General features: G+C 68.0%; 22 protein-coding genes and 4 tRNA genes. 20 read left to right on the forward strand and 6 right to left on the reverse strand.

Annotated features, from left to right (window positions below; translation table 11 throughout):
* Positions 1 to 313: 313 nt before the first annotated feature.
* Entirely contained in the window at positions 314 to 1459 is a 1146-nt protein-coding gene (locus tag KKZ08_RS22600; RefSeq protein WP_223776196.1) for a restriction endonuclease, read from the forward strand.
* A gap of 587 nt (positions 1460 to 2046) precedes the next feature.
* Here the strand turns inward: KKZ08_RS22600 and KKZ08_RS22605 are convergent.
* Positions 2047 to 4059 (reverse strand): hypothetical protein, encoded by a 2013-nt coding sequence (locus tag KKZ08_RS22605; protein ID WP_223776197.1) that lies wholly within the window; start codon positions 4057 to 4059, stop codon positions 2047 to 2049.
* Positions 4060 to 4766: 707 nt separating this feature from the next.
* On the opposite strand from KKZ08_RS22605, the gene KKZ08_RS22610 reads away from it, so the two are divergent.
* A tRNA-OTHER gene (locus KKZ08_RS22610) sits at positions 4767 to 4837 on the forward strand.
* A gap of 78 nt (positions 4838 to 4915) precedes the next feature.
* Positions 4916 to 5128, forward strand: a complete 213-nt coding sequence (locus tag KKZ08_RS22615; protein ID WP_223776198.1) for a hypothetical protein — start codon at positions 4916 to 4918, stop codon at positions 5126 to 5128.
* 42 nt (positions 5129 to 5170) lie between these two features.
* Here the strand turns inward: KKZ08_RS22615 and KKZ08_RS22620 are convergent, their stop codons facing one another.
* Together KKZ08_RS22620 and KKZ08_RS22625 are read right to left on the reverse strand one after the other, a co-directional pair.
* Positions 5171 to 5827: an SDR family oxidoreductase gene (locus KKZ08_RS22620; RefSeq protein ID WP_223776199.1), complete on the reverse strand. Its 657-nt coding sequence runs from the start codon at positions 5825 to 5827 to the stop codon at positions 5171 to 5173.
* A 343-nt stretch (positions 5828 to 6170) separates the two neighbouring features.
* A complete protein-coding gene (locus tag KKZ08_RS22625) occupies positions 6171 to 7454 on the reverse strand; it encodes an amidohydrolase family protein (protein ID WP_223776200.1) in 1284 nt (427 codons plus the stop codon).
* A 256-nt stretch (positions 7455 to 7710) separates the two neighbouring features.
* On the opposite strand from KKZ08_RS22625, the gene KKZ08_RS22630 reads away from it, so the two are divergent.
* The 6 genes from KKZ08_RS22630 (at position 7711) to KKZ08_RS22655 (ending at position 10289) form a co-directional block, all read left to right on the forward strand.
* A tRNA-Thr gene (locus tag KKZ08_RS22630) sits at positions 7711 to 7783 on the forward strand.
* Positions 7784 to 7830: 47 nt separating this feature from the next.
* A tRNA-Met gene (locus KKZ08_RS22635) sits at positions 7831 to 7903 on the forward strand.
* A gap of 85 nt (positions 7904 to 7988) precedes the next feature.
* Positions 7989 to 8153 (forward strand): 50S ribosomal protein L33, encoded by a 165-nt coding sequence (gene rpmG / locus KKZ08_RS22640; RefSeq protein WP_004571794.1) that lies wholly within the window; start codon positions 7989 to 7991, stop codon positions 8151 to 8153.
* 102 nt (positions 8154 to 8255) lie between these two features.
* Positions 8256 to 8720: a MaoC family dehydratase N-terminal domain-containing protein gene (locus KKZ08_RS22645; protein ID WP_223776201.1), complete on the forward strand. Its 465-nt coding sequence runs from the start codon at positions 8256 to 8258 to the stop codon at positions 8718 to 8720.
* Between the two features lie 4 nt (positions 8721 to 8724).
* Positions 8725 to 9153 carry a MaoC family dehydratase gene (locus KKZ08_RS22650; RefSeq protein ID WP_223776202.1) on the forward strand — a complete coding sequence of 143 codons (429 nt, stop codon included), beginning with the start codon at positions 8725 to 8727 and terminating at the stop codon, positions 9151 to 9153.
* A gap of 80 nt (positions 9154 to 9233) precedes the next feature.
* Positions 9234 to 10289 (forward strand): UDP-N-acetylmuramate dehydrogenase, encoded by a 1056-nt coding sequence (locus KKZ08_RS22655; RefSeq protein ID WP_223776203.1) that lies wholly within the window; start codon positions 9234 to 9236, stop codon positions 10287 to 10289.
* A gap of 22 nt (positions 10290 to 10311) precedes the next feature.
* On the opposite strand, the gene KKZ08_RS22660 is transcribed toward KKZ08_RS22655, so the two are convergent.
* Entirely contained in the window at positions 10312 to 10944 is a 633-nt protein-coding gene (locus tag KKZ08_RS22660) for an NAD(P)H-binding protein (protein ID WP_223776204.1), read from the reverse strand.
* A 100-nt stretch (positions 10945 to 11044) separates the two neighbouring features.
* Between KKZ08_RS22660 and KKZ08_RS22665 the strand changes: the two genes are divergently transcribed.
* A complete protein-coding gene (locus KKZ08_RS22665) occupies positions 11045 to 11644 on the forward strand; it encodes a TetR/AcrR family transcriptional regulator (protein ID WP_223776205.1) in 600 nt (199 codons plus the stop codon).
* On the opposite strand, the gene KKZ08_RS22670 is transcribed toward KKZ08_RS22665, so the two are convergent.
* Entirely contained in the window at positions 11634 to 12653 is a 1020-nt protein-coding gene (locus tag KKZ08_RS22670) for an adenosine deaminase (RefSeq protein ID WP_223776206.1), read from the reverse strand. The genes KKZ08_RS22665 and KKZ08_RS22670 overlap by 11 nt on opposite strands.
* 162 nt (positions 12654 to 12815) lie before the next feature.
* Positions 12816 to 14042 carry a pyridoxal phosphate-dependent aminotransferase gene (locus KKZ08_RS22675; RefSeq protein ID WP_223776207.1) on the reverse strand — a complete coding sequence of 409 codons (1227 nt, stop codon included), beginning with the start codon at positions 14040 to 14042 and terminating at the stop codon, positions 12816 to 12818.
* 181 nt (positions 14043 to 14223) lie between these two features.
* Between KKZ08_RS22675 and KKZ08_RS22680 the strand changes: the two genes are divergently transcribed.
* The 10 genes from KKZ08_RS22680 to rpoB all read left to right on the forward strand — a co-directional run bounded on the left by KKZ08_RS22680 (position 14224) and on the right by rpoB (position 24608).
* A tRNA-Trp gene (locus KKZ08_RS22680) sits at positions 14224 to 14296 on the forward strand.
* A gap of 107 nt (positions 14297 to 14403) precedes the next feature.
* Entirely contained in the window at positions 14404 to 14691 is a 288-nt protein-coding gene (secE, locus tag KKZ08_RS22685) for a preprotein translocase subunit SecE (protein ID WP_223776208.1), read from the forward strand.
* Positions 14692 to 14768: 77 nt separating this feature from the next.
* Positions 14769 to 15674 (forward strand): transcription termination/antitermination protein NusG, encoded by a 906-nt coding sequence (gene nusG, locus KKZ08_RS22690; RefSeq protein ID WP_223776209.1) that lies wholly within the window; start codon positions 14769 to 14771, stop codon positions 15672 to 15674.
* A gap of 192 nt (positions 15675 to 15866) precedes the next feature.
* The gene (rplK, locus tag KKZ08_RS22695; RefSeq protein ID WP_030782612.1) at positions 15867 to 16301 is read left to right on the forward strand and encodes a 50S ribosomal protein L11; all 435 of its coding nucleotides are present in this window, start codon (positions 15867 to 15869) and stop codon (positions 16299 to 16301) included.
* An 89-nt stretch (positions 16302 to 16390) separates the two neighbouring features.
* Positions 16391 to 17113: a 50S ribosomal protein L1 gene (gene rplA, locus KKZ08_RS22700; RefSeq protein ID WP_055698213.1), complete on the forward strand. Its 723-nt coding sequence runs from the start codon at positions 16391 to 16393 to the stop codon at positions 17111 to 17113.
* A gap of 158 nt (positions 17114 to 17271) precedes the next feature.
* Positions 17272 to 18174, forward strand: coding sequence for a hypothetical protein (locus KKZ08_RS22705; RefSeq protein ID WP_223776210.1), 903 nt, complete (start codon positions 17272 to 17274; stop codon positions 18172 to 18174).
* Positions 18175 to 18276: 102 nt separating this feature from the next.
* Positions 18277 to 19263, forward strand: coding sequence for a hypothetical protein (locus KKZ08_RS22710; RefSeq protein WP_223776211.1), 987 nt, complete (start codon positions 18277 to 18279; stop codon positions 19261 to 19263).
* A gap of 261 nt (positions 19264 to 19524) precedes the next feature.
* The gene (gene rplJ, locus KKZ08_RS22715) at positions 19525 to 20055 is read left to right on the forward strand and encodes a 50S ribosomal protein L10 (RefSeq protein ID WP_223776212.1); all 531 of its coding nucleotides are present in this window, start codon (positions 19525 to 19527) and stop codon (positions 20053 to 20055) included.
* A gap of 108 nt (positions 20056 to 20163) precedes the next feature.
* Positions 20164 to 20547: a 50S ribosomal protein L7/L12 gene (rplL, locus tag KKZ08_RS22720; protein ID WP_223776213.1), complete on the forward strand. Its 384-nt coding sequence runs from the start codon at positions 20164 to 20166 to the stop codon at positions 20545 to 20547.
* 575 nt (positions 20548 to 21122) lie between these two features.
* Positions 21123 to 24608 (forward strand): DNA-directed RNA polymerase subunit beta, encoded by a 3486-nt coding sequence (rpoB, locus tag KKZ08_RS22725; RefSeq protein ID WP_223776214.1) that lies wholly within the window; start codon positions 21123 to 21125, stop codon positions 24606 to 24608.
* Positions 24609 to 24635 lie beyond the last annotated feature (27 nt).

Raw genomic sequence — 24635 nt, forward strand, 5'->3', positions numbered from 1 at the left:
GGGTGAGGCTGTGAAGGCTTCAACCAGCAGCGTTGGCAAGCACGCGTGCCTCTAGGCGGCCCGTCATGGGGAGTCTGTGGGGCATCGGCGACTGCTTCGTGCGTCTTCGCACCTCAGCAAGGGTTCGCTCCGCAGACTGTAACGCTGCCGGTCGGCGAGGCGGGGCCGATCAGATAGGGCAGTCGGTCGGTTGGTCATCGCGGCGCTCGGCCGCTGGGGTGTCGTAGCCGTCTGGTAGACGTAGCCCATGATCCCTTCACCTCGCTCAGCCCAACTAGACATCCCTTTCACGGACCTTGGTGAAGCTGACTTGTTGGTCGACGCTGTCTACGCCGGCGGGACCCTTGGGCACTCCGGCGATGACCCCATCGGCAAGCTGCTGCCTGGTACCGGCAACCAGGGAGGGTTCCGCTACGCCGGGTCCCCGGTGAAGGGGACGGTGCGCCTGGCGGTGCTGTACACCAGCGGCGGAGCGGTGGACTGGCCGGATCACCTGGATACCGAGACCGGCACCTTTACCTACTACGGCGACAACCGCACCCCAGGAAAGGGCCTCCATGAGACACCGCGCAAGGGCAATGTGTTGCTGCGCGACGCCTTCGCGCTCTCTCACGGGTCCGCGCAGGAACGGGCCAGTGGAGTCCCCCCGTTCCTGCTCTTCGAGAAGGCGGCACCCGGTCGTGCGGTCCGCTTTCGCGGGTTGCTTGCCCCTGGCGGACCGACACTGGCACCCGATGACGAACTCTCGGCGATCTGGCGCACGAGCGGTGCGCAGCGGTTTCAGAACTACCGCTCCCGCTTCACCGTGCTGGACCAGGCGCGCATTCCCCGCGCCTGGATCCGGCACGTGCTGGCCGGCGGCAGCCCCTTGGGAGGCGAGTGCCCGGAAGTCTGGCGGGCCTGGACTGAAAGCCGGGTTTACCGGCCACTGCTCGCACCAGCTACGACGGTCATACGCTCAGCTGCCCAGCAGCTTCCCGACGACCGCGTCGGCCAGGCCATGCTGGCGGAGATCCGGGAGTACTTCCGCGGGCGCGAGACGGACTTCGAGGCGTGTGCCGTAGCCGTCTGGCGGCTGATTGCTCCCGCCACAGGGATGGTCGATGTGACACGGCCGAGCCGCGACGGCGGAAGGGATGCGGTCGGTTCATACGTTCTGGGGCCTTCGGCCGCTCCAATCAGCATTGACTTCGCCCTGGAAGCTAAGTGCTACGTACCTGACAATAGCGTCGGTGTCCGCGAGGTCTCCCGGCTCATCTCCCGTATTCGGCACCGCAACTTCGGCGTTCTGGTGACCACTTCGCACTTCAACCGTCAAGTGCAGAGCGAGGTGCACGAGGACGGGCATCCCATTGCCCTCGTCTGTGGTCGAGACATCACCGACGCACTACGGCAGCACGGAAGGACCACCCCCGAAGCGGTGCGGGACTGGCTCCAGCAGAGCTTTCCGCATCCGTAGCGGCCGACTCGACGGTTTGGGCGATGCCGTCCGTTTCGCGGGCGTACTGAACACATTGCTCTGGGGGAGACGAATGCTGCGGAGGTCGGAATTTCCTTATCATGCAGCGAGCGGATGGAAACTGGGCCTCATAATTTTCGGTTCGCTCGCCCTGCCGATCGTCAATAACATTTCCGTGGGTGCGCCGATAGCGACAGCTGGACCACCTTTATCAACTGGCTGCACTCGATATCCCGTCGTAATTGGCGTCCGTGGCGGCGTCGGCTGAGGAGTAGAGAGCGCGGGAAGGCTGAGGGGTGCTGGGCGGCGGCTGCAAGTTCAGCACCACCCAGCACCCTCTACCCACTAGCCGGCTTGTGGCCAGCGTTCGCGGTCATACGGCAGGAGCCATCCGGCAATGTCCCCGCCAATGCGCCTTACTTCGGGATCAGGGGTGTCAGGCCTGAGAGGAAGGGTGTACACCCCAGCCCACTTCTCCGTTTTGGGAAGATCGGCCAGGTACTCAGCGACGTGGCTTCCGAGTCCCTGCTCATCGCTGGGCCTGCACACGGAGCCGACGTAACAGACGGCGCCGCGCTCGTCGACGGCTACATACACCGGCGGCGGGCGGCCTCGTCCTCCTCATCCGCCTCGTCCGCCTCGTTCTCGTCGACGACGGCGGACGACGTGGAGCCGCTTTGAGCCTCCACGGCCTTCTCCCACCAGTCCTGGGCTTCTGCAGCAAGGTTCTGCAGTTTGTCCATGAGGAGCCGAGCGTGGGACTTCCCTTCCCGCTCGATCAGCGGCACGCCGTCGTCGTCAACCAGACCGGCCAAGTTACGCATCTCCGCCTCCAGGCTGCGGAGGGCGTCCTTGGTGGCAAGCACACCGCGCTTGTAGTGCTCTTGCACGGCCTTGTCAGGGCTAAGGGGCGGCGGAGTCAGGCCCCCCTTGGGCGCGAGCTTCGTGCGCAGGAAGTCGTTGTCGATGGGGAGGTCATTGCCCTCGCCATCCTTGCGCGGCTGACCCTGGTCATCGACCTGACGGGGCGGGAGCTCGGCCCGGTCGTCTTCGATCACCTGGCGCAGGTGGCGAAGTCCCTGCTCAGTGTCGGCCAGAGCCTCCATGACGGCGCCGGCTCGACGGCGGTCACCGCCGGCCCCCACGTCGTGGCGCGGCCCACTGATGGCGTTGTGCTTAGCGAGGACGTAAGCGGCCCGCACCCACAGTTCGATGCCAGCGGGCCGCTCGTCCTTGCCTTCCTCCATCTCCCTCAGAGCTGCCTGAAATAGCTGCTCGGGGGAGCGCTTGGTGGGGCGCCACGACGTCTTCTGCAAGTCGGCGGGAAGGGCCTCAGTGAGCACCTTGCGGAAACGGTCGAGCTCGCCGTCAGACGAAGCACCCCGCTTCTCCCTGACGATGAGCTCAACGGCCAAGGGCAGCTTGGTCTTGGTGGTGACACGGGTGCGCTTGCGGCCAGTCGGTTCGTTGGTGAGGACCAGGGCGATCGGCTGACGCACAGCGTTGTGGATCTGCTTGTCGTCGGTGGTGAACAGGTGAACCGCACGGGCTGCACGGTCGTCTCCGAACGCAACGATCTTGCGTGCCGCGGCCTCCTTGGGAGTGAGTCGCCCCCCCAGCCAGTCAGCCTCCGCATCGCTGGGAATGACGCCTGCGGCGCGGGCAGAGAGCAGGCACTCTTCGGCGAGTGAGGTGTGCTTGGCCGCGTCGGTCCACGGCTCCTTGGTGTTGAGGTGATCCTGAGCCACGCGCGCCTTGATGGCCTGCGACAGGTCGACCGCCCCGGCAACGTCCGGCACTACACCGATGATGAGCTCGAAGTCCGTGACGGCGCACCGAATCGCACCCTTCTCGGTGAGCAGGATGTCCTCTGCAGGCTTGCTGACGTAACTGTTGATCTTGTCGATGTGAGCCTGCATCGAACTGGCGTTTCGAGGGAGGGAGAAGAGAACCTCCTCAGCAGTCGCGCCCACATTGTAGAGACCGTGGCTGGTCCGGCTGGAGCCCTCGCGGACGAAGATGTGCGTGGTCGGGGTCTCGTCCGTGTCGTCGTAGAACACGGTCGTGGCGACCCCGATCGGCGGGTCCATGATGCCCTGTTCGGCAATGTCCGGCTGCGGACTGTTGCGGTTGCGGGTCGTCTCGATCGCCCAGTCAACCTGCTCGACAAGCGCGTCGCGGCTCTCGACGCGGATAGCCAGCTCGCCCTCTCCCTCCTGCACGGCCGGCACCAGGGTGGCCGGCGGCGCACCTGCAGCCTGGGCAAGTGCGAACTGAACGTGGTCGAGGTTGCGCGGGTTGAGCGGGTCGGGCACTAGGCGCGACGTGTAAACAGAGCCGGAAATCACGAGCAGGTAGGCCCCCGGGATCCGACGGCGCTGGGGGTTGTTCACCTGGGGCAGCACGGCTGCCGGGTCGGTCCAGATCGTCGAGATAGCGCCGGCCACGCGATCCGCCATGCCCCGCTTCTTCAGCGCGGCCCTCAGATCCTTGTGCAGCGTGGGGTCGGGAATGGAAGGAACGCGGCGGAGAGGCTTGGACAGCTCGGTCCGTTCGCCGTTGACGGTCGGCTCACCGTTGTTCGAGGTGTTGGGTGCCAAGAGAGGGCCTCCTTGCGGGCTCCCTGCACCGTGAAAGTCCGTCTCCCACGGTGTCACTGCACGCGGGAGCCAGGCACGCCGAACACCAGCCCTCGCACCCACGCTCCGCGGATCCGGCCCGCATCGATGGGAGCGTCACGAATCACATCCAGACTGCGCTAGTCCGGCCTCGACGCTCGTGTGTGAGCTGTGGGGGTGGGCCTCGCTGCACTCCATAGAAGTCGGCGCTTCGCAGGAGGGCGCAGTCACGCGTGTTTCGCATCACTGCGCAGGAGTCTGAGGTGTCGTGGAGATGTTGTGCAAGCCAAATGCCCGTATCTGAAGATAAATTGACGGTACATCAGGTAGTCCGGTATAAGGTGCCCGGTTAGCTGCTGCCACCGGACTGCCCGTCTCCCGGCCCGAGCTGCCCGTGCGGCTGGGAGTGAGCTGGTCCTACACGAATACTTGGCAGGCGACCGCGGTGCACGGCCACCTTCCGGGTGGGGTGGCTGTCAATGCTGGCGCAGCATCCGGCAACGTTTGGCGCAGCACTTCTTGGTGTCCGGTCAGTGGTGCTTGCTGCAGCTGGGGCAGGCCTGGTCGATCGTTCAGGAGCATGGCTGCCGAGCATTCGTACCTAGGGGGTGGCGTGGAGAAGGGGGTGCCCGCTCACGTATGGGGCACCTGTGGGGCGGCCGCCTGCGGGTTGCTTGAAAGCCCTGGTCGTGGCGTGGTGGTCGCGCAGACTGTAAATCTGCCGGCTCAGCCTTCCCAGGTTCGAATCCTGGCGCCGCCACACGAAGGAGACCCTCCCCGACTTGCGGAAACGCGAGACGGGGAGGGTCTTTTCGTGCGTCCACAGCAGAATGGGTTCATGTCGTCCCGTCGCAGAAACTGCCCGGAGTGCCGCCGCGAGATCGCCGTCGTCGGCGGACGGTTCGCCCGTCATGACCCGCCGGGCCCGCGCGCCACCGGCGACCTGGTCTCCTGCCCGGGCTCCCGCCGCCAGGCCCAGCTGGGCGCCGTACAGCCCGCCCTGGACGGCTACACGGTTCCGGACCTGCCGGGCCAGCTCCCGCTGTTCTGAGCGGGAGGAGAGAGTTCCTCAGGGGCGGACGGCGTTCGGAAGTCAGTTGCCCGCAACGGACTTGACCGCCACCGACACCGGCACCGAGCCGCTCACCAGCTCCAGCGTCAGCCCGGCCGTCGCGGACGTCTCCAGAAGCTCCGCGAGCACCGCGGCGACGTCGTCCCGCGGGATCGGCCCGCGCCCGGTCGAGGCCTCCAGGCGTACGAGACCGGTGCCCGCGTCGTCCGTCAGCATCCCGGGACGCAGGATCGTCCAGTCCAGCGCGGCACGCGCGCGTACGTTCGCGTCCGCCTCGCCCTTGGCCCGCAGGTAGGCGTCGAAGATCTCGTCGCCCTGGTGGGCCGGATCGGCACCCATCGACGACACGACGATGTACCGCCGCACGCCGGCCCGCTCCGCCGCGTCCGCGAAGAGCACGGCCGCATCCCGGTCCACGGTGTTCTTGCGATCCGCGCCGCTGCCGGGCCCCGCGCCCGCCGCGAAGACGGCCGCGTCGGCTCCGCGCAGCTTCTCGGCGACCTCGTCGACCGAGGCCGACTCCAGGTCGCACAGCACCGGTTCGGCGCCGGCCGCACGCAGATCGGCCTCTTGGCCGCTGTTGCGGATCAGCCCTGCGACCTCGTCACCACGCGCGGCGAGCAGACGCTCCAGCCGCAGCGCGATCTGACCATGACCCCCAGCGATGACAATGCGCATGCTGTCGACCGTACGGCAGGGCGGACGCGTTCGCCGCACGCGCAGCGGGCGGAACAACCGGATCACGCGTATGCGGGTACGTGGGCTCTTCCTGGGGAGGGCGGGGGCCAGCCGGGCCCCTGGGGCCCGCCGCAGGTGCCTGCGCTGCTCCTGAGCCCGCCACCCACCAGCGCCCTCTCCTGGGGACCACAGCGACCGCCCGGAGCTCAGCGGCACCAGCCTCCGCGTGCCCCTCCGCGCTCCCCTTCACGCCCCCTGTGCAGCCACAAGCCCCCGACGCCATCACACCCACCACGCGGCCCCCGCAGCAGCTCACCGGCCACTCGCACCGCCCCGCCACCCCTCAGGAAGACGCCTCGCCGCCCCTGAGCCCCGGGTCCTCCCCCTGCGCGCGGCCCTGGCGCGGCAGGTCCAGGGCCACGGCCGCCGCCGAGTCGTAGTACTCCCGCACCGCGCTGGTCCGCGCCACCACGCGCCCCCTGTGCACCACGATCCGGCTGTACGCGAGCGACAGCGCCCCCGCGAGCCGGTCGCCCCGCACCGCGAGCAGCTCCGCGGGGAAGCCCGCCTCCACCCGCACCTCGGGCAGCCCCATGGCTTCCCGCGCTGCCCCGCTCACCGCCGCGTAGGCGTCCTTCGGCCGCAGCCCGCACCGCGAGGCCAGCAGGTAGGCGGCCTCCAGCGGATCCCCGCGCCCCACCGGGTTCGACACGTCCCGCATGGCCCCACTGCCCGCGGCCACCCGCACCCCCGCCGACCGCAGCAACCGCACCGGCGCCACCCCCCGCCGCTCCGCGTTCCCGCACCCGCCCTGCGGCAGGCAGACCACGGTCACCCCGGCCGCCGCCAGCTGCTCGGCCGTGCGCGCGGCCACGTCCCACGGCAGGCGGCCGAGCCCCCCGCACGGGCCGATCGTGACCCCCGCGCGCAGCCCGGCCGCCATCGCCGCGAGCCGTCCGAGCCTGGCCGGATCGTCACCGTCCGTATGCAGATCGACGGGGGAGCCATGCTCGGCGGCGAGTTCCAGGACCGCCTCCGCGTAGCCCGCCGGGTCGGGGTCGAGATCCGGACAACCGCCCACTACGGAGGCGCCCATTTTCACCGCGTCCCGCAGCATCGCGAGCCCGTCGGCGCCCGCGACGCCGGTGAGGAGCCGCGGCACCGCGACCGTCGTCAGATCGACCAGGCCCCGCAGCGAGCGCCGTGCCTGGAGCACGGCCTCCATCGGGTCGAGCCCCTGGACGTCGCCGATCCGCACGTGCGACCGCACGGCCGTCGCACCGTGCCCGAGCTGGAGCAGGGCCGCCTCTGTGACTCTGCGTTGCACATCGGGGATGTCGTACGACACAGGGCCCGCCGCGTCCGCCGACAGGGCCGTGTCGCCGTGCGCGTGGGCTTCGGCGGCGGCCGGCAGCAGCAGGTAGCCGGCCAGGTCCACGCGCGCGGTGTGCGCGGACAGGCTGCCGGTCGTGCCGACCGCCTCGATGCGCCCGCCGCCGAGCCGGACGTCCACCGTCCTGCCGTCGGTGAGCCTGGCACCGCAGAGCAGCAGGGAACCGGATTCGGCCGTGGGGTCGGGGCCGGAGGAGCCGGAGGAATGGGGCTGCTGCGGCTGGCTGTCGGGCATCGCGCTCCTGGGGTTCGGGGGCGGCTGCTGTCGTTCGAGGCGTCAAGATCACGCAGCGTGTGCCGAGCCTAGGACGGCGACAGGCCCGCTTCGAGGAGGAGCGAAATAGTCGTACCGGTGTGGTGCGACGGCTCTGACGAAGGGTGCGGATGAGGTGTTCGGAGACGCCTGAGGCGCTCTTCCCGATGCCCTCGGACGGCCCTGACGAAACGGATTTGGGCGATCGGCGACCAACCGTGTAATGTCTTCATCGCTCGCCCCAATAGCTCAGTCGGTAGAGCGTCTCCATGGTAAGGAGAAGGTCTGCGGTTCGATTCCGCATTGGGGCTCTGATGTCGAGTGATCCTCGCCTTCGGGCGGGGGGATCCGGCATCGCAGCGGTGTAGCTCAGTCGGTAGAGCAAGCGGCTCATAATCGCTGTGTCACCGGTTCAAGTCCGGTCACCGCTACTCCTGGTAGCCGATTGTGGGGTCGGTCCTTCGATCGGCTACTCTTTTATGCGTTCATCCGTCCATCCGTCCAAGGAGCACTCACGTGGCTGCCACCGACGTCCGCCCGAAGATCACGCTGGCCTGCGTGGAGTGCAAGGAGCGGAACTACATCACCAAGAAGAACCGGCGTAACGACCCGGACCGTCTTGAGATGAAGAAGCACTGTCCGCGCTGCAACGCGCACACTGCGCACCGCGAAACGCGCTGACACGCAGGCTCGTACACGAGGCCGTCCCCGTTTGTGGGGGCGGCCTCGTGTCGTTTCCATACGAATTCCGCGTCACCACCAACCACAGGAGGTACCGAGTCCATGGCGCTCGACCAGTCCTTCGTGGGGCGGTCCTATCCGCCCACCGATCCATATGAGGTCGGCCGGGAGAAGATCCGCGAGTTCGCCGAGGCCGTCGGGGACACCAATCCCGCGTACGCCGACGCGGAAGCCGCCAAGGAACTCGGTCACCCCGATGTGATCGCCCCGCCGACTTTTGTGTTTGCGATCACTTTCAAGGCCGCGGGTCAGGTGGTCCAGGACCCGCAGCTCGGGCTCGATTACAGCCGCGTCGTACACGGCGACCAGAAGTTCGCCTACACGCGTCCGGTGCGCGCGGGTGACCGGCTCACCGTCACCTCGACCATCGAGGCCATCAAAACGCTCGCCGGCAACGACATCATCGACATCCGCGGTGAGGTCCACGACGAGGCCGGGGAGCACGTCGTGACCGCCTGGACCAAGCTCGTCGCGCGTGCGGCGCAGCCCGCGGGAGAGGGAGTCTGAGGCGATGACGGCGAAGATCTCTTACGACGACGTCGAGGTCGGCACCGAGCTGCCGGCCCAGACCTTCCCGGTGACACGCGCCACACTCGTGCGGTACGCGGGCGCCTCGGGGGACTTCAACCCGATCCACTGGAACGAGAAGTTCGCGGTGGAGGTCGGGCTGCCCGACGTCATCGCGCACGGCATGTTCACCATGGCCGAGGCGATCCGGGTCGTGACCGACTGGGTGAGCGACCCGGGAGCGGTCGTCGAGTACGGCGTCCGTTTCACCAAGCCCGTCGTCGTCCCCAACGACGACAAGGGTGCCACCATCGACGTCAGCGCCAAGGTCGCGGCCAAGATGGACGACAAGCGGGTCCGGGTCGACCTGGTCGCCAAGAGCGCGGACCAGAAGGTGCTCGGCATGTCGCGTGCGGTCGTGCAGCTGGCCTGACGGCCGTGATCGCAGCCTGACCGCTCCTCGCGGCAACGGCCCCGCCGGACCGGCGGGGCCGTTCTCGTACTCTTGGGCACGTGCAGGAACTCATCGACGCCCCCCTCGCCCCGCTGACCACCTTCCGTCTCGGTGGCCCCGCGACCCGCCTGATCACCGCGACGACCGACGACGAGGTGATCACGGCCGTCCGCGAGGCCGACGACTCCGGGACCCCGCTGCTGCTCATCGGCGGCGGATCGAACCTGGTCATCGGCGACAAGGGCTTCGACGGGACCGCCCTGCGCATCGCCACCCAGGGCTTCGCCCTCGACGGTACGAAGCTGGAGCTGGCGGCCGGCGAGGTCTGGACGGACGCGGTCGCCCGCACCGTCGAGGCAGGCCTCGCGGGCATCGAGTGCCTCGCCGGAATCCCCGGTTCCGCAGGCGCGACGCCGATCCAGAACGTGGGGGCGTACGGCCAGGAGGTCTCCTCGACGATCACCGAGGTGGTCGCGTACGACCGGCGGACCCGCGAGACGGTCGTGATCCCGAACGCGGAGTGCGACTTCTCGTACCGCCACAGCCGCTTCAAGGCCGACCCCGAGCGCTTCGTGGTCCTGCGGGTCCGCTTCACGCTGGAGGGCGCGCAGGGGATGAGCGCGCCGCTGAAGTACCCCGAGACGGCGCGCACGCTCGGCGTCGAGGCGGGCGAGCGGGTTCCGGCGGCGGTCGCGCGGGAGACCGTCCTGAAGCTCCGCGCCGGCAAGGGCATGGTGCTCGACCCCGAGGACCACGACAGCTGGTCGGCCGGGTCCTTCTTCACCAACCCGATCCTCACCGAGGACGAGTTCGCCGCCTTCCACGCGCGCGTGGCGGACCGGCTCGGCCCGGGCATCGACCCGCCCGGCTTCCCCGCGGGCGACGGCCGCGTGAAGACCTCCGCCGCCTGGCTCATCGACAAGGCGGGCTTCACGAAGGGCTACGGAGAGGGCCGGGCCCGGATCTCCACCAAGCACACCCTCGCCCTCACCAACCGTGGCGGCGCGACCACCGAGGATCTGCTGGCGCTCGCCCGCGAGGTCGTCACCGGAGTGCGGGACGCCTTCGGGATCACCCTGGTCAACGAACCGGTCATGGTCGGCGTCAGCCTGTAGCCGGCTGCCGCCGACGGCAGCCTCAATAGGCCACGCCCACGCCCTGCTTCACCGTCGACGGGTCGTCGATCATCGCCAGCATGGCGTGCGCCACATCGGCGCGCCCGATGAAGCGCCCGCTGCGCGGAGTGCCTCCGACGACCTTCCTGTAGACGCCCGTCACGGGCTTGTCCTGGAGCCTCGGCGGGCGCACGGACGTCCAGTCCGTGGCGCTGCGTGCCAGTTCGGCCTCCATGGCCCGCAGATCCACGTACACGTCCTTCAGGACCGCGCTGACCACGAGCCCCACGACCTTGTCGACCAAGGGCTGCCGCTCGGCGGGCGGGCCGACCGGCGCGGCGCTCACCACCAGGAGCCTGCGCACCCCCTCGGCCTCCAGCGCGCGCACCACCGACCGGGTGAGCTCCGCCGCGATCCCGGCGTCCGACCGCTTGCGCGCCCCGAGCCCCGAGAGCGCCGCGTCCCGCCCGGTCACCGCCGCCCGCAGCGCCTCGGCGTCCCTCAGGTCGGCCCGGAAGACCTCCAGGCCCTCTCCCTCGGCGGCCAGCCGCGCCGGGTCGCGGACCACGGCCGTGACCTGGTGACCCGCCATCAGGGCCTGCCGGACGATCTCCCCGCCGATACCACCGGTCGCACCGAACACCGTCAGCTTCATCGCGCACCCTTCGGGAGGGGTAGTAGATAGGTGGGTGAGTATTCACTCACCTCTAGAGTGAGTAAACACTCACCCCTCGTCAAGTCTGGTTGGACGGCACATGCAGCAGAAGCCCACCCGGGCCCGCATCCTCGACGCGGCGCACGATCTCATGCTCACCATCGGCCTCGCCCGCGCCACCACCAAGGAGATCGCCAAGGCCGCGGGCTGCTCCGAAGCCGCGCTCTACAAGCACTTCGCGAGCAAGGAGGAGCTGTTCGTGGCCGTCCTCCAGGAGAGGCTGCCCCGCCTCGGCCCGCTGCTGCACCGCCTGACTGAGGAGCCGGGGGAGCGCGGCGTCGAGGAGAACCTCGCCGAGATCGCCCGCCTGGCCAGCGACTTCTACGCCGAGAGCTTCCCGATCGCCGCGTCCCTGTACGCCGAGACCAAGCTCAAGCGACGTCACGAGGACGCGCTCCAGCAGATGGGCGCCGGCCCTCACATCCCCATCGAGGCCCTGGACGCCTATCTCCGGGCCGAACGTGACGCCGGACGGATCGCCGCCGAGGCCGACACGTTCGCGGCCGCCTCGCTGCTCCTGGGCGCCTGCGCGCAGCGCGCCTTCGCCTACGACGCCGTGATCGGCAAGCGCCCCCCGCAGCCCGTCGAGGCGTTCGCGGCGGCCCTCGCCCGCACGCTCCTCGCGGGAATCAGCCGCTGAGCCAGGCGTCGACCCCGGACAGCAGCTTCTCCCGTACGTCCACGGGGGCGGCCGAGCCGCGGATCGACTGCCGCGCCAGCTCGGCCAGTTCGGCGTCGTCGAAGGCGTGGTGCTCACGCGCGATCTCGTACTGGGCGGCGAGGCGCGAGCCGAAGAGCAGCGGGTCGTCGGCGCCGAGCGCCATCGGCACCCCCGCGTCGAAGAGGGTCCGCAGCGGCACGTCCTCGGGCTTCTCGTAGACCCCGAGGGCGACGTTGGAGGCCGGGCACACCTCGCACGTCACGCCGCGGTCCGCGAGCCGCTTCAGGAGCCGCGGGTCCTCGGCGGCCCGCACCCCGTGCCCGATCCGGGCCGCGTGCAGGTCGTCCAGGCAGTCCCGCACCGAGGCGGGCCCGGTCAGCTCACCGCCGTGCGGCGCCGCGAGGAGCCCCCCGTCGCGGGCGATCGCGAAGGCGCGGTCGAAGTCCCGCGCCATGCCCCGCCGCTCGTCGTTGGAGAGCCCGAAGCCGACGATGCCCCGGTCCGCGTAACGCACCGCGAGCCGCGCCAGCGTGCGGGCGTCCAGCGGGTGCTTCATGCGGTTGGCGGCGACCAGCACGCGCATCCCGAGGCCGGTCTCCCGCGAGGCGGTGTCGACCGCGTCCAGGATGACATCGAGGGCCGGGATCAGACCGCCGAGCCGCGGCGCGTACGAGGTCGGGTCGACCTGGATCTCCAGCCACCCCGAGCCGTCCCGCAGATCCTCCTCTGCGGCCTCCCGCACCAGCCGCTGGATGTCCTCGGGCTCACGCAGACAGGAGCGCGCCGCGTCGTAGAGCCGCTGGAAGCGGAACCACCCGCGCTCGTCGGTGGCGCGCAGCTTCGGCGGTTCGGCGCCGGTCAGCGCGTCCGGGAGCCGCACCCCGTACTTGTCGGCCAGCTCGAGCAGGGTGGAGGGCCGCATCGACCCGGTGAAGTGCAGGTGCAGATGGGCCTTGGGCAGCTCTCTTATGTCTCGTACACGCTCCATTCCAGGATCTTGCCGTACGCACCTGGCGTCCCGGTAGCGCCTTTCCCCCTTCGAGGCCTTCCCCGAACGAAGAAACGGACCGCCCCTCAGCAGGAACGGGCCGCCTCTCCGGTGGAAAGGCGGCCCGCACGCGCGCGTGGAGCGCGATTTTCTCCAGAGACCTCAGTCGCGGGCCTCCGCAAGGAGCTTCTGGAGGCGCGAGACGCCCTCGACGAGGTCCTCGTCACCGAGCGCGTACGAAAGGCGCAGGTAACCCGGCGTCCCGAAGGCCTCGCCCGGGACCACCGCGACCTCGGCCTCCTCCAGGATCAGCGCGGCCAGCTCGACGGAGTCCTGCGGGCGCTTGCCGCGGATCTCCTTGCCGAGGAGGCCCTTGACCGAGGGGTAGACGTAGAAGGCGCCCTCGGGCTCGGGGCAGAAGACGCCCTCGATGTCGTTGAGCATCCGCACGATGGTCTTGCGGCGCCGGTCGAAGGCCTCGCGCATCTTCTCGACGGCGACCAGGTCACCGGAGACGGCCGCGAGCGCGGCGGCCTGCGCGACGTTGGAGACGTTGGAGGTGGCGTGCGACTGGAGGTTCGTCGCGGCCTTCACGACGTCCCTCGGGCCGATGATCCAGCCGACGCGCCAGCCGGTCATCGCGTACGTCTTGGCGACGCCGTTGACCACGATGCACTTGTCGCGCAGCTCGGGGAGGATCGCGGGGAGCGAGGTGAACGTCGCGTCTCCGTAGACGAGGTGTTCGTAGATCTCGTCGGTCATCACCCACAGGCCGTGCTCGACGGCCCAGCGGCCGATCGCCTCGGCGTCGGCCTCGCTGTAGACGGCGCCCGTCGGGTTCGACGGCGAGACGAAGAGCACGACCTTGGTGCGCTCCGTGCGGGCGGCCTCCAGCTGCTCGACGGAGACGCGGTAACCGGTCGTCTCGTCGGCGACGACCTCGACGGGGACACCGCCGGCCAGGCGGATCGACTCCGGGTACGTCGTCCAGTAGGGGGCCGGGACGATGACCTCGTCGCCCGGGTCGAGGATCGCGGCGAACGCTTCGTAGATGGCCTGCTTGCCGCCGTTCGTCACCAGGATCTGCGAGGCGTCCACCTCGTACCCGGAGTCGCGCAGCGTCTTGGTGGCGATCGCGGCCTTGAGCTCGGGGAGGCCGCCGGCCGGTGTGTAGCGGTGGAACTTCGGGTTCTTGCAGGCCTCGACGGCCGCCTCGACGATGTAGTCCGGAGTGGGGAAGTCGGGCTCACCCGCGCCGAAGCCGATCACCGGGCGCCCGGCGGCCTTCAGGGCCTTGGCCTTGGCGTCGACGGCGAGGGTCGCGGACTCGGAGATCGCGCCGATGCGCGCGGACACCCGGCGCTCGGTCGGAGAAGTTGCAGCGCTCATGGCCCCATCGTTCCAGACCTGAAAGGCCCCCGGCGCGTGGGTTTCCCACACCGTCGGAACCCAATCTGTTCGACGGGGGGCCGCAGACCACGTACACTCACTGCTCGTTGGCCCTCACCGGCCGCACCCTCTCGAGGCACTCCGTGCACCTGGGCGGATGCGGTAGGTTGGGGGAAATCAAAGGGTCGTAGCTCAATTGGTAGAGCACTGGTCTCCAAAACCAGCGGTTGGGGGTTCAAGTCCCTCCGGCCCTGCTACACACTCCTTCGCCAGGATGTGTGCGCATGTACGTACTGCAATGCACCGCCGTGCGGCTCAACCGGGCGCGGCACGGCCACGACCCGGAATCAGGTGAGGACGAGTGACGGACGCCGTGGGCTCCATCGACATGCCTGATGCCCAGGACGAGGCGCCGGAGTCCAAGAAGAAGGCCCGCAAGGGCGGCAAGCGCGGCAAGAAGGGCCCCTTCGGCCGTCTCGCGCTCTTCTACCGCCAGATCATCGCGGAGCTCCGCAAGGTCGTCTGGCCGACTCGTAGCCAGCTCACGACCTACACCACAGTGGTGATTGTCTTCGTCGTCATCATGATCGGCCTTGTGACCGTGATTGACTATGGCTTCAGCCACGCTGTCAAGTACATCTTCGGCTGAGCCGAGAGCGAAGGGCGCCGTACTCGGCGCCCCTATTCGCGTGTTCCACCCCTTGTATCCAGGAAGAAGCAGCCACCGTGTCTGACCCGAACCTGAACGACGCCGTCGCGCCTCGCGGAGAGGACGCGGAGTCCGTGGAGGACCAGCTCGACATCGTCGAGGCGGCGGACGCCGAGGAGCCGGATCAGGCCGAGGCAGCCGACGCCGCCGCGGGCGAGCCCGCCGAAGAGGCCGCCGTCCACCTGGAGGGCGACGCCGAGGCTGCCGCCGAGTCCGAAGAGGACGAGGCCGCGGACGATGCCGATGTCGACGCCACGGATGCCGAGGCCGCCGACGAGGAGCCGGTGGAGGAGGAGTCCGAGCCGGTCGACCCGATCGTCGCCCTGCGCGAGGAGCTCCGCACCCTGCCCGGCGAGTGGTACGTCATCCACACCTACGCCGGTTACGAGAACCGCGTGAAGACCAACCTCGAGCAGCGCGCCGTCTCGCTGAACGTCGAGGACTTCATCTTCCAGGCCGAGGTGCCGCAGGAAGAGGTCGCCCAGATCAAGAACGGCGAGCGCAAGACCATCCGTCAGAACAAGCTCCCCGGCTATGTGCTGGTGCGCATGGACCTGACGAACGAGTCCTGGGGCGTCGTCCGCAACACCCCCGGCGTCACCGGCTTCGTGGGCAACGCCTACGACCCGTACCCGCTGACCCTGGACGAGATCGTCAAGATGCTCGCCCCCGAGGCCGAGGAGAAGGCCGCCCGCGAGGCCGCGGAGGCCGAGGGCAAGCCGGCTCCCGCCCGCAAGGTCGAGGTCCAGGTCCTGGACTTCGAGGTCGGCGACTCGGTCACCGTCACCGACGGCCCGTTCGCGACGCTGCAGGCGACGATCAACGAGATCAACGCCGACTCGAAGAAGGTCAAGGGCCTCGTCGAGATCTTCGGCCGCGAGACCCCGGTCGAGCTCAGCTTCGACCAGATCCAGAAGAACTAGCCCGCGGCCCTCGCGGCTGCCTCGGCTTCCTCTGGAACACACGCCTCCGAACAGGTCAGACGGGCTGCCAAAGCCGGTCTGACCTGCTCGGTTTTTAGCCGCGCGACTATACCCGTTATCGTTGTGCGGTATGCCTCCATCCGGATGACCGGACGGTCGGCTGAAAACTCTCACTAGGACCCGGAGAGAGCAATGCCTCCCAAGAAGAAGAAGGTCACGGGGCTGATCAAGCTCCAGATCCAGGCTGGTGCCGCCAACCCGGCCCCGCCGGTCGGCCCCGCCCTGGGCCAGCACGGCGTCAACATCATGGAGTTCTGCAAGGCCTACAACGCCGCGACCGAGTCGCAGCGTGGCTGGGTGATCCCGGTGGAGATCACGGTCTACGAAGACCGCTCCTTCACCTTCATCACCAAGACGCCGCCGGCCGCCAAGATGATCCTGAAGGCCGCTGGTGTCGAGAAGGGCTCCGGCGAGCCCCACAAGACCAAGGTCGCCAAGGTCACCGAGGCGCAGATCCGCGAGATCGCGCAGACCAAGATGGAAGACCTCAACGCCAACGACCTGGACGCCGCGTCGAAGATCATCGCCGGCACCGCCCGTTCCATGGGCATCACGGTCGAGGGCTGAGACTCCTCCCCCGTCTGACCTTTCTCCAGTGGTAGGGCCAAGCGCTGGCCCGCACCACGACTCCATACCTGAACACACCAGGAGCAGAAGTGAAGCGCAGCAAGACTCTCCGCGCTGCGGACGCCAAGATCGACCGGGAGAAGCTGTACGCCCCGCTCGAGGCCGTCCGTCTCGCCAAGGAGACCTCCGCGACCAAGTTCGACGGCACCGTCGAGGTCGCCATGCGTCTGGGCGTCGACCCGCGCAAGGCCGACCAGATGGTCCGTGGCACCGTGAACCTCCCGCACGGCACCGGCAAGACCGCCCGGGTCCTGGTCTTCGCGACCGGTGACCGTGCTGCGGCCGCGGAAGCCGCTGGGGCCGACATCGTCGGCGCCGACGAGCTGATCGACGAGGTCGCGAAGGGCCGCCTGGACTTCGACGCCGTCGTCGCCACCCCGGACCTCATGGGCAAGGTCGGCCGCCTCGGCCGCGTGCTCGGTCCGCGTGGTCTGATGCCGAACCCGAAGACCGGCACCGTGACCCCCGATGTCGTCAAGGCTGTCAACGACATCAAGGGCGGCAAGATCGAGTTCCGCGTCGACAAGCACTCGAACCTGCACTTCATCATCGGCAAGGTGTCCTTCGACGACACCAAGCTGGTGGAGAACTACGCCGCGGCCCTGGAGGAGATCCTCCGTCTGAAGCCGTCGGCCGCCAAGGGTCGCTACATCAAGAAGGCCGCCATCACCACCACGATGGGCCCCGGCATCCCGCTGGACTCGAACCGCACCCGCAACCTCCTCGTCGAGGAGGACCCGGCCGCCGTCTGAAACTGACGGCAGCCGCGTCGCGTACGCGTTCTGTGGACGGGCCCCGCAACCTTTCGAGGTGCGGGGCCCGTCCTGTTTGTGTACGAGCCTTTCGGATACGACTGTCAGAGGCCTGCGGCAAGGAAGCGGACCTCCACGAAGCCAAGGGGTGGGACGGGATGAACAGCACGACCATGCGGCGTACGGGTCTCTCGATCGCGGTGGCGGCCGCGCTGACGGGCCTGGCGGCCTGCGGTTCCGGTGACTCGGGAGGTTCCTCCGACAGAGCCGGGGGCGGGCAGGACGAGGGCGGGATCAAGGTCAGCCCGATAGCCGCCCTGCGTACGGTCCAGAAGACGACCGACAAGGCGGACACCGCCCGCATCGACGGCACGACCTCCATGGGCTCACAGGTGTCCATGGACATGAAGGGCGTCATGGGCTGGTCCGACGGCATCACGGGCAACGTGACCGTGACCTTCACGGGCGGCGCCCAGGCCCAGCAGATGGAACAGCTCGGCCAGCGGAAGATCGACTACCGCTACTTGAAGAACGGCTTCTACGCGCACATGGGGGACACATTCGCGTCCCAGGCGGGTGGCGGCAAGCACTGGCTGGAGTACGACTACGACACGCTGGCGGAGATGAGCGGCGCCGCGGGCGAGGCGTTCCAGGACCAGATGCAGAAGAGCACGCCGAACCAGTCGGTGAAGATGCTGCTCGCCTCGGGCGACGTGAAGCGCGTCGGCGAGGAGGAGGTCCGCGGGACGAAGGCGACCCACTACTCGGGGAAGGTCGACGTCGCCGACTTCACCGCCAAGAACACCGACCTGGACGAAGAGCAGCTGAGCGAGCTGAAGAAGCAGTTCGAGCAGGCCGGCATGAGCACCGAGACGATCGACATCTGGGTCGACGACGACGATCTGCTCGTCAAGAAGATCGAGAAGGCCGACACGAAGAACGGCGCCTTCTCGCAGACCGCCTACTACAGCGACTACGGCACGCCGCTCTCCGTGGAGAAGCCCCCGGCCTCGGACACCGTGAGCTTCAAGGAGCTCATGAACAAGCAGCCCGCCGCGTAGCCCCACGCAGCCCCCGCATAACCCGCGGGCCCCGGGAGCGGGTGCTCAGGTACTCTCAGCACTCAGAAAGTGGATCGATCATGTGTTCCTAGGGGTGGGGTCATGACTGTTGGTGCCGTACGTGGAAGCAAGGCGCGCGGGCGGCGGGCGGCGGGCGGCGTGCTCGCCACCGCGCTGCTCTGTACGGGCGCGGTCGCCTGTACGGGCTCGGACGACAAGTCCGACAAGGGGGCGGCGGACTCGGGCAAGCACCAGTCCCGTTCGCAGGTGACCGAGGTCATCACGGCCGCGTACAAGAAGACCTCGGCCGCCAAGTCGGCCAAGGTCGAGATGACGATGTCCACCCCGCCCGGCGAGACCGCCAAGGCGATGGGCGGGGCCGGCGAGATGAAGATGTCCGGCGTCATGGGCTGGGACCCGACCGTCATGGACGTGACGATGACGGGCTCCGCGCTCACGGAGGGTGACCCGAGCGCCCCCAAGCAGATCCGGATGCTCTGGCGCGACAACGTCATATACATGGACATGGGCGCTGCGGCGGCCAAGGACATGGACGGCAGGCGCTGGATGAAGATGGACCTGAACTCCATCGCGAAGCAGACCGGCGACGACAAGCTGACCAAGCAGATGACCGGCGGCCTGGACAGCATGAGCCAGGACCCCGCGCAGCAGCTCGCGATGCTCCTCGACTCGCCGAACCTGAAGCACCTGGGTGCCGCGAAGATCGAGGGCGTGCAGACCCAGCGCTACAAGGGCCGGCTCACCGTCAAGGAGATGATGGAGTCCAACGACGGGCTCAAGGACGTCCTCGGCAAGAGCGAGCGTGAGCAGCTCTTCAAGAACGTCGAGAAGGCCGGCATCAAGGGCTACGACACCGAGGTCTGGGTCAACGAGGACGACTACCCGGTCCGCATGGACATCGACATCAAGACGCCCGACGGCACGGTGAAGACCTCGCAGACCTTCTCGGACTACGGCGCGGCCGCCAAGGTCACCCCGCCGCCGGCCGGGCAGACCCTGGACCTGATGGAGATGTTCAAGGAGCTCGGCAAGGGCGGCTCCGGAGCGGGCTCCGACAGCGGCTTCTGACCGGATTTGCTTGACGAGGACCCGTTCGCGTACGCTTCCCCAGAAGCCAAAGACCGCTGGTCGTTGCTGTGCTCGCACTAGAGGGTGCAGTGGCCGAAGGATCCGCTGAAACTGCGGACGACCCGCGTAGGTGACTGTGGAAGTGCTCCCGGACGGGTTCCTGTTCGGTCGAGCTCAGCCCCGTGCGCCTGCGCCGGGGCGTTCTGTTTTTCCCAGCCCCTTCTGAGCGGTCCTCATCACCCGGAAGGAGGCCGACGCTCTATGCCGACGCCCGACAAGGCTGCCGCGGTAGCCGAGCTCACGGACAAGTTCCGCAGCTCGAACGCCGCCGTGCTGACCGAGTACCGGGGTCTCACCGTGGCCCAGCTCAAGCAGCTGCGCCGTTCTCTCGGTGAAAACTCCGAGTACGCCGTGGTGAAGAACACGCTGACCAAGATTGCGGCCAACGAGGCCGGGATCAACACGCTGGACGACCTGTTCACGGGTCCGACGGCGGTTGCCTTCGTCACCGGTGACCCGGTGGAGTCGGCCAAGGGTCTTCGTGACTTCGCCAAGGAAAACCCGAACCTCGTCATCAAGGGCGGTGTCCTTGACGGCAAGGCGCTGTCCGCCGACGAGATCAAGAAGCTTGCGGACCTCGAGTCCCGCGAGGTTCTGCTCGCCAAGCTGGCGGGCGCCATGAAGGGCAAGCAGTCCCAGACTGCCGCGCTCTTCCAGGCGCTTCCCTCGAAGTTCGTCCGCACCGCGGAGGCGCTTCGTGCCAAGCAGGCCGAGCAGGGCGGTGCCGAGTAATTCGGCTCGCACATTGACCGCCGCCTGAGGCGACGGTCACCGCGGGCCCAACGTACGCCCGCCTTCATGTACACCCGGCACCAGCCGAATTAGTGGAAGGACGCCATCATGGCGAAGCTGTCCCAGGACGACCTGCTCGCGCAGTTCGAAGAGATGACCCTCATCGAGCTCTCCGAGTTCGTGAAGGCCTTCGAGGAGAAGTTCGACGTCACCGCCGCCGCGCCCGTCGCCGTTGCCGCTGGTAGCGCCGCTGCCGCCCCGGCCGAGGCCGAGGCCGAGCAGGACGAGTTCGACGTCATCCTCACCGGCGCCGGCGAGAAGAAGATCCAGGTCATCAAGGTCGTGCGTGAGCTGACCTCGCTGGGTCTCAAGGAGGCCAAGGACCTCGTCGACGGCACCCCGAAGCCGGTCCTCGAGAAGGTCGCCAAGGACGCCGCGGAGAAGGCCGCCGAGGCCCTCAAGGGCGCCGGCGCCTCCGTCGAGGTCAAGTGACCTCACGAGTCGTCCGACTCTTCTGACCGTTCGTATGGCGGAAACGCTGTAACGCGCGGGACGCCTAAGGCGATCACCCATGTGGGTGGTCGCCTTTCGGCGTTCACGGGACGTGCGCGAGGCCTGCCTTGCGATGTCGGTCCCGGCGAGTATGGTGATCTTCGTTGTGCCTCGGGACAGCCCGTGACGGTGAGTGTCTCAGGGCGACGTCTGGGCATGGGGGCCTTGACGAACCGCACGCAGCGCGCAATTCTCAGGACGCGTCGTCACAACGATCCGCATCCGAGGCATGGATCGGCGGCGAAGAGGGCAGTATCGATGTGCATCGAGGGCGTGGCTTGCAGCAGGGGTTGAGAACAACGAGGGTCTCCCAGAACCCGCACTGGACATCAGTGGGCCAACTGGCTACACTGACCCTTTGCGCTGCCTGTTAGCTGCCTCCTGCCCGTCACCAGGGGCATGCCCATGCTTGAGCACTGTGGACCGAAGCTTCCCTGACCTGGGATCTCCGTCTCTGTGTCCAGCTTGGGACCGGTACGCGCGTAGTGAGTCCGAGCCCTCGGAAGGACCCCCTCTTGGCCGCCTCGCGCACTGCCTCGACCGCGAATACGAACAACGGCGCCAGCACCGCCCCGCTGCGCATTTCCTTTGCAAAGATCAAGGAGCCCCTCGAGGTTCCGAACCTTCTTGCGCTGCAGACCGAGAGCTTTGACTGGCTGCTCGGCAACGACGCGTGGAAGGCTCGTGTCGAGGCGGCTCTCGAAAGCGGACAGGACGTCCCCACCAAGTCCGGTCTGGAGGAGATCTTCGAGGAGATCTCCCCGATCGAGGACTTCTCCGGGTCGATGTCCCTTACGTTCCGCGACCACCGTTTCGAGCCTCCCAAGAACTCGATCGACGAGTGCAAGGAGCGCGACTTCACGTTCGCCGCCCCGCTCTTCGTCACCGCCGAGTTCACCAACAACGAGACCGGCGAGATCAAGTCCCAGACGGTCTTCATGGGCGACTTCCCGCTCATGACCAACAAGGGCACCTTCGTCATCAACGGCACCGAGCGTGTCGTCGTGTCGCAGCTGGTCCGTTCGCCGGGTGTCTACTTCGATTCCTCGATCGACAAGACGTCCGACAAGGACATCTTCTCCGCCAAGATCATCCCGTCCCGGGGTGCCTGGCTGGAGATGGAGATCGACAAGCGCGACATGGTCGGTGTCCGCATCGACCGCAAGCGCAAGCAGTCGGTCACCGTTCTGCTCAAGGCTCTCGGTTGGACCACCGAGCAGATCCTCGAGGAGTTCGGCGAGTACGAGTCCATGCGCGCCACCCTGGAGAAGGACCACACCCAGGGCCAGGACGACGCGCTGCTCGACATCTACCGCAAGCTCCGTCCGGGCGAGCCGCCGACCCGTGAGGCCGCTCAGACGCTGCTCGAGAACCTCTACTTCAACCCCAAGCGCTACGACCTCGCGAAGGTCGGCCGCTACAAGGTCAACAAGAAGCTGGGTGCGGACGCTCCGCTCGACGCGGGCATCCTCACGGTCGAGGACATCATCGCCTCGATCAAGTACCTGGTGAAGCTGCACGCCGGTGAGACCGAGACCGTTGGCGACAGCGGTACGTCGATCGTCGTCGAGACCGACGACATCGACCACTTCGGCAACCGCCGTCTGCGCAACGTGGGCGAGCTCATCCAGAACCAGGTCCGCACGGGTCTGGCTCGTATGGAGCGCGTCGTCCGCGAGCGCATGACGACTCAGGACGTCGAGGCGATCACGCCGCAGACCCTGATCAACATCCGGCCGGTCGTCGCCTCCATCAAGGAGTTCTTCGGCACCAGCCAGCTGTCGCAGTTCATGGACCAGAACAACCCGCTGTCGGGTCTCACCCACAAGCGCCGTCTGTCGGCGCTCGGCCCGGGTGGTCTCTCCCGTGAGCGGGCCGGCTTCGAGGTCCGTGACGTGCACCCGTCTCACTACGGCCGCATGTGCCCCATTGAGACCCCCGAAGGCCCGAACATCGGTCTGATCGGTTCGCTCGCCTCGTACGGCCGCGTCAACGCGTTCGGCTTCGTCGAGACGCCGTACCGCAAGGTCGTCGAGGGCCAGGTCACCGACGACGTCGACTACCTGACGGCCGACGAGGAGGACCGCTTCGTCATCGCGCAGGCCAACGCGCCGCTGACGGACGACCTCCACTTCGCCGAGGCCCGCGTCCTGATCCGCCGCCGTGGCGGAGAGATCGACTACGTGCCCGGTACGGACGTCGACTACATGGACGTCTCGCCGCGCCAGATGGTGTCGGTCGCGACCGCCATGATCCCGTTCCTCGAGCACGACGACGCCAACCGCGCCCTCATGGGCGCGAACATGATGCGTCAGGCCGTGCCGCTGATCACCGCCGAGGCTCCCCTCGTCGGCACCGGCATGGAGTACCGCTGCGCGGTCGACGCCGGTGACGTGATCAAGGCCGAGAAGGCGGGTGTGGTCCAGGAGGTCTCCGCGGACTACGTCACCGTCACCAACGACGACGGCACGTACACCACGTACCGCATCGCCAAGTTCTCCCGGTCGAACCAGGGCACCTCCGTCAACCAGAAGGTTGTCGTCGACGAGGGCGCCCGCGTGATCGAGGGCCAGGTCCTGGCCGACGGTCCCGCGACCGAAGAGGGCGAGATGGCCCTCGGCAAGAACCTGCTCGTGGCGTTCATGCCGTGGGAGGGTCACAACTACGAGGACGCGATCATCCTGTCGCAGCGCCTCGTGCAGGACGACGTCCTCTCCTCGATCCACATCGAGGAGCACGAGGTCGACGCCCGTGACACCAAGCTCGGCCCGGAGGAGATCACCCGGGACATCCCGAACGTCTCCGAGGAGGTCCTCGCCGACCTCGACGAGCGCGGCATCATCCGTATCGGTGCCGAGGTCGTCGCCGGCGACATCCTCGTCGGCAAGGTCACGCCCAAGGGTGAGACCGAGCTGACGCCGGAGGAGCGCCTGCTCCGCGCGATCTTCGGTGAGAAGGCGCGCGAGGTGCGCGACACCTCGCTGAAGGTGCCGCACGGTGAGATCGGCAAGGTCATCGGCGTCCGCGTCTTCGACCGCGAAGAGGGCGACGAGCTGCCGCCGGGCGTGAACCAGCTGGTCCGTGTCTACGTGGCGCAGAAGCGCAAGATCACCGACGGTGACAAGCTCGCCGGCCGTCACGGCAACAAGGGCGTCATCTCGAAGATCCTGCCGATCGAGGACATGCCGTTCCTGGAGGACGGCACCCCGGTCGACATCATCCTCAACCCGCTGGGTGTCCCGTCCCGAATGAACCCGGGACAGGTCCTGGAGATCCACCTCGGCTGGCTCGCCAGCCGCGGCTGGGACGTCTCCGGCCTCGCGGACGAGTGGGCGCAGCGCCTCCAGGCCATCGGTGCCGACAAGGTCGAGCCCGGCACGAACGTCGCGACCCCCGTCTTCGACGGTGCCCGCGAGGACGAGCTGGCCGGTCTGCTCGAGCACACGATCCCGAACCGCGACGGCGAGCGCATGGTGCTCCCGACCGGTAAGGCGCCGCTGTTCGACGGCCGCTCGGGTGAGCCCTTCCCGGAGCCGATCTCGGTCGGCTACATGTACATCCTCAAGCTGCACCACCTGGTCGACGACAAGCTCCACGCCCGTTCGACCGGCCCGTACTCCATGATCACCCAGCAGCCGCTGGGTGGTAAGGCACAGTTCGGTGGTCAGCGCTTCGGTGAGATGGAGGTGTGGGCGCTTGAGGCTTATGGCGCCGCGTACGCCCTTCAGGAGCTCCTGACGATCAAGTCCGACGACGTGACCGGCCGCGTGAAGGTCTACGAGGCCATCGTCAAGGGCGAGAACATCCCCGAGCCCGGCATCCCTGAGTCCTTCAAGGTGCTCATCAAGGAAATGCAGTCGCTCTGCCTCAATGTGGAGGTGCTGTCCTCGGACGGCATGTCCATCGAGATGCGCGACACCGACGAGGACGTCTTCCGCGCGGCGGAGGAGCTCGGCATCGACCTGTCCCGGCGCGAGCCGAGCAGCGTCGAAGAGGTCTGACGGGTCTGGTCGGGGCCTCCTCGTGAG

Source organism: Streptomyces sp. 135, from assembly GCF_020026305.1.
GTDB lineage: Bacteria > Actinomycetota > Actinomycetes > Streptomycetales > Streptomycetaceae > Streptomyces.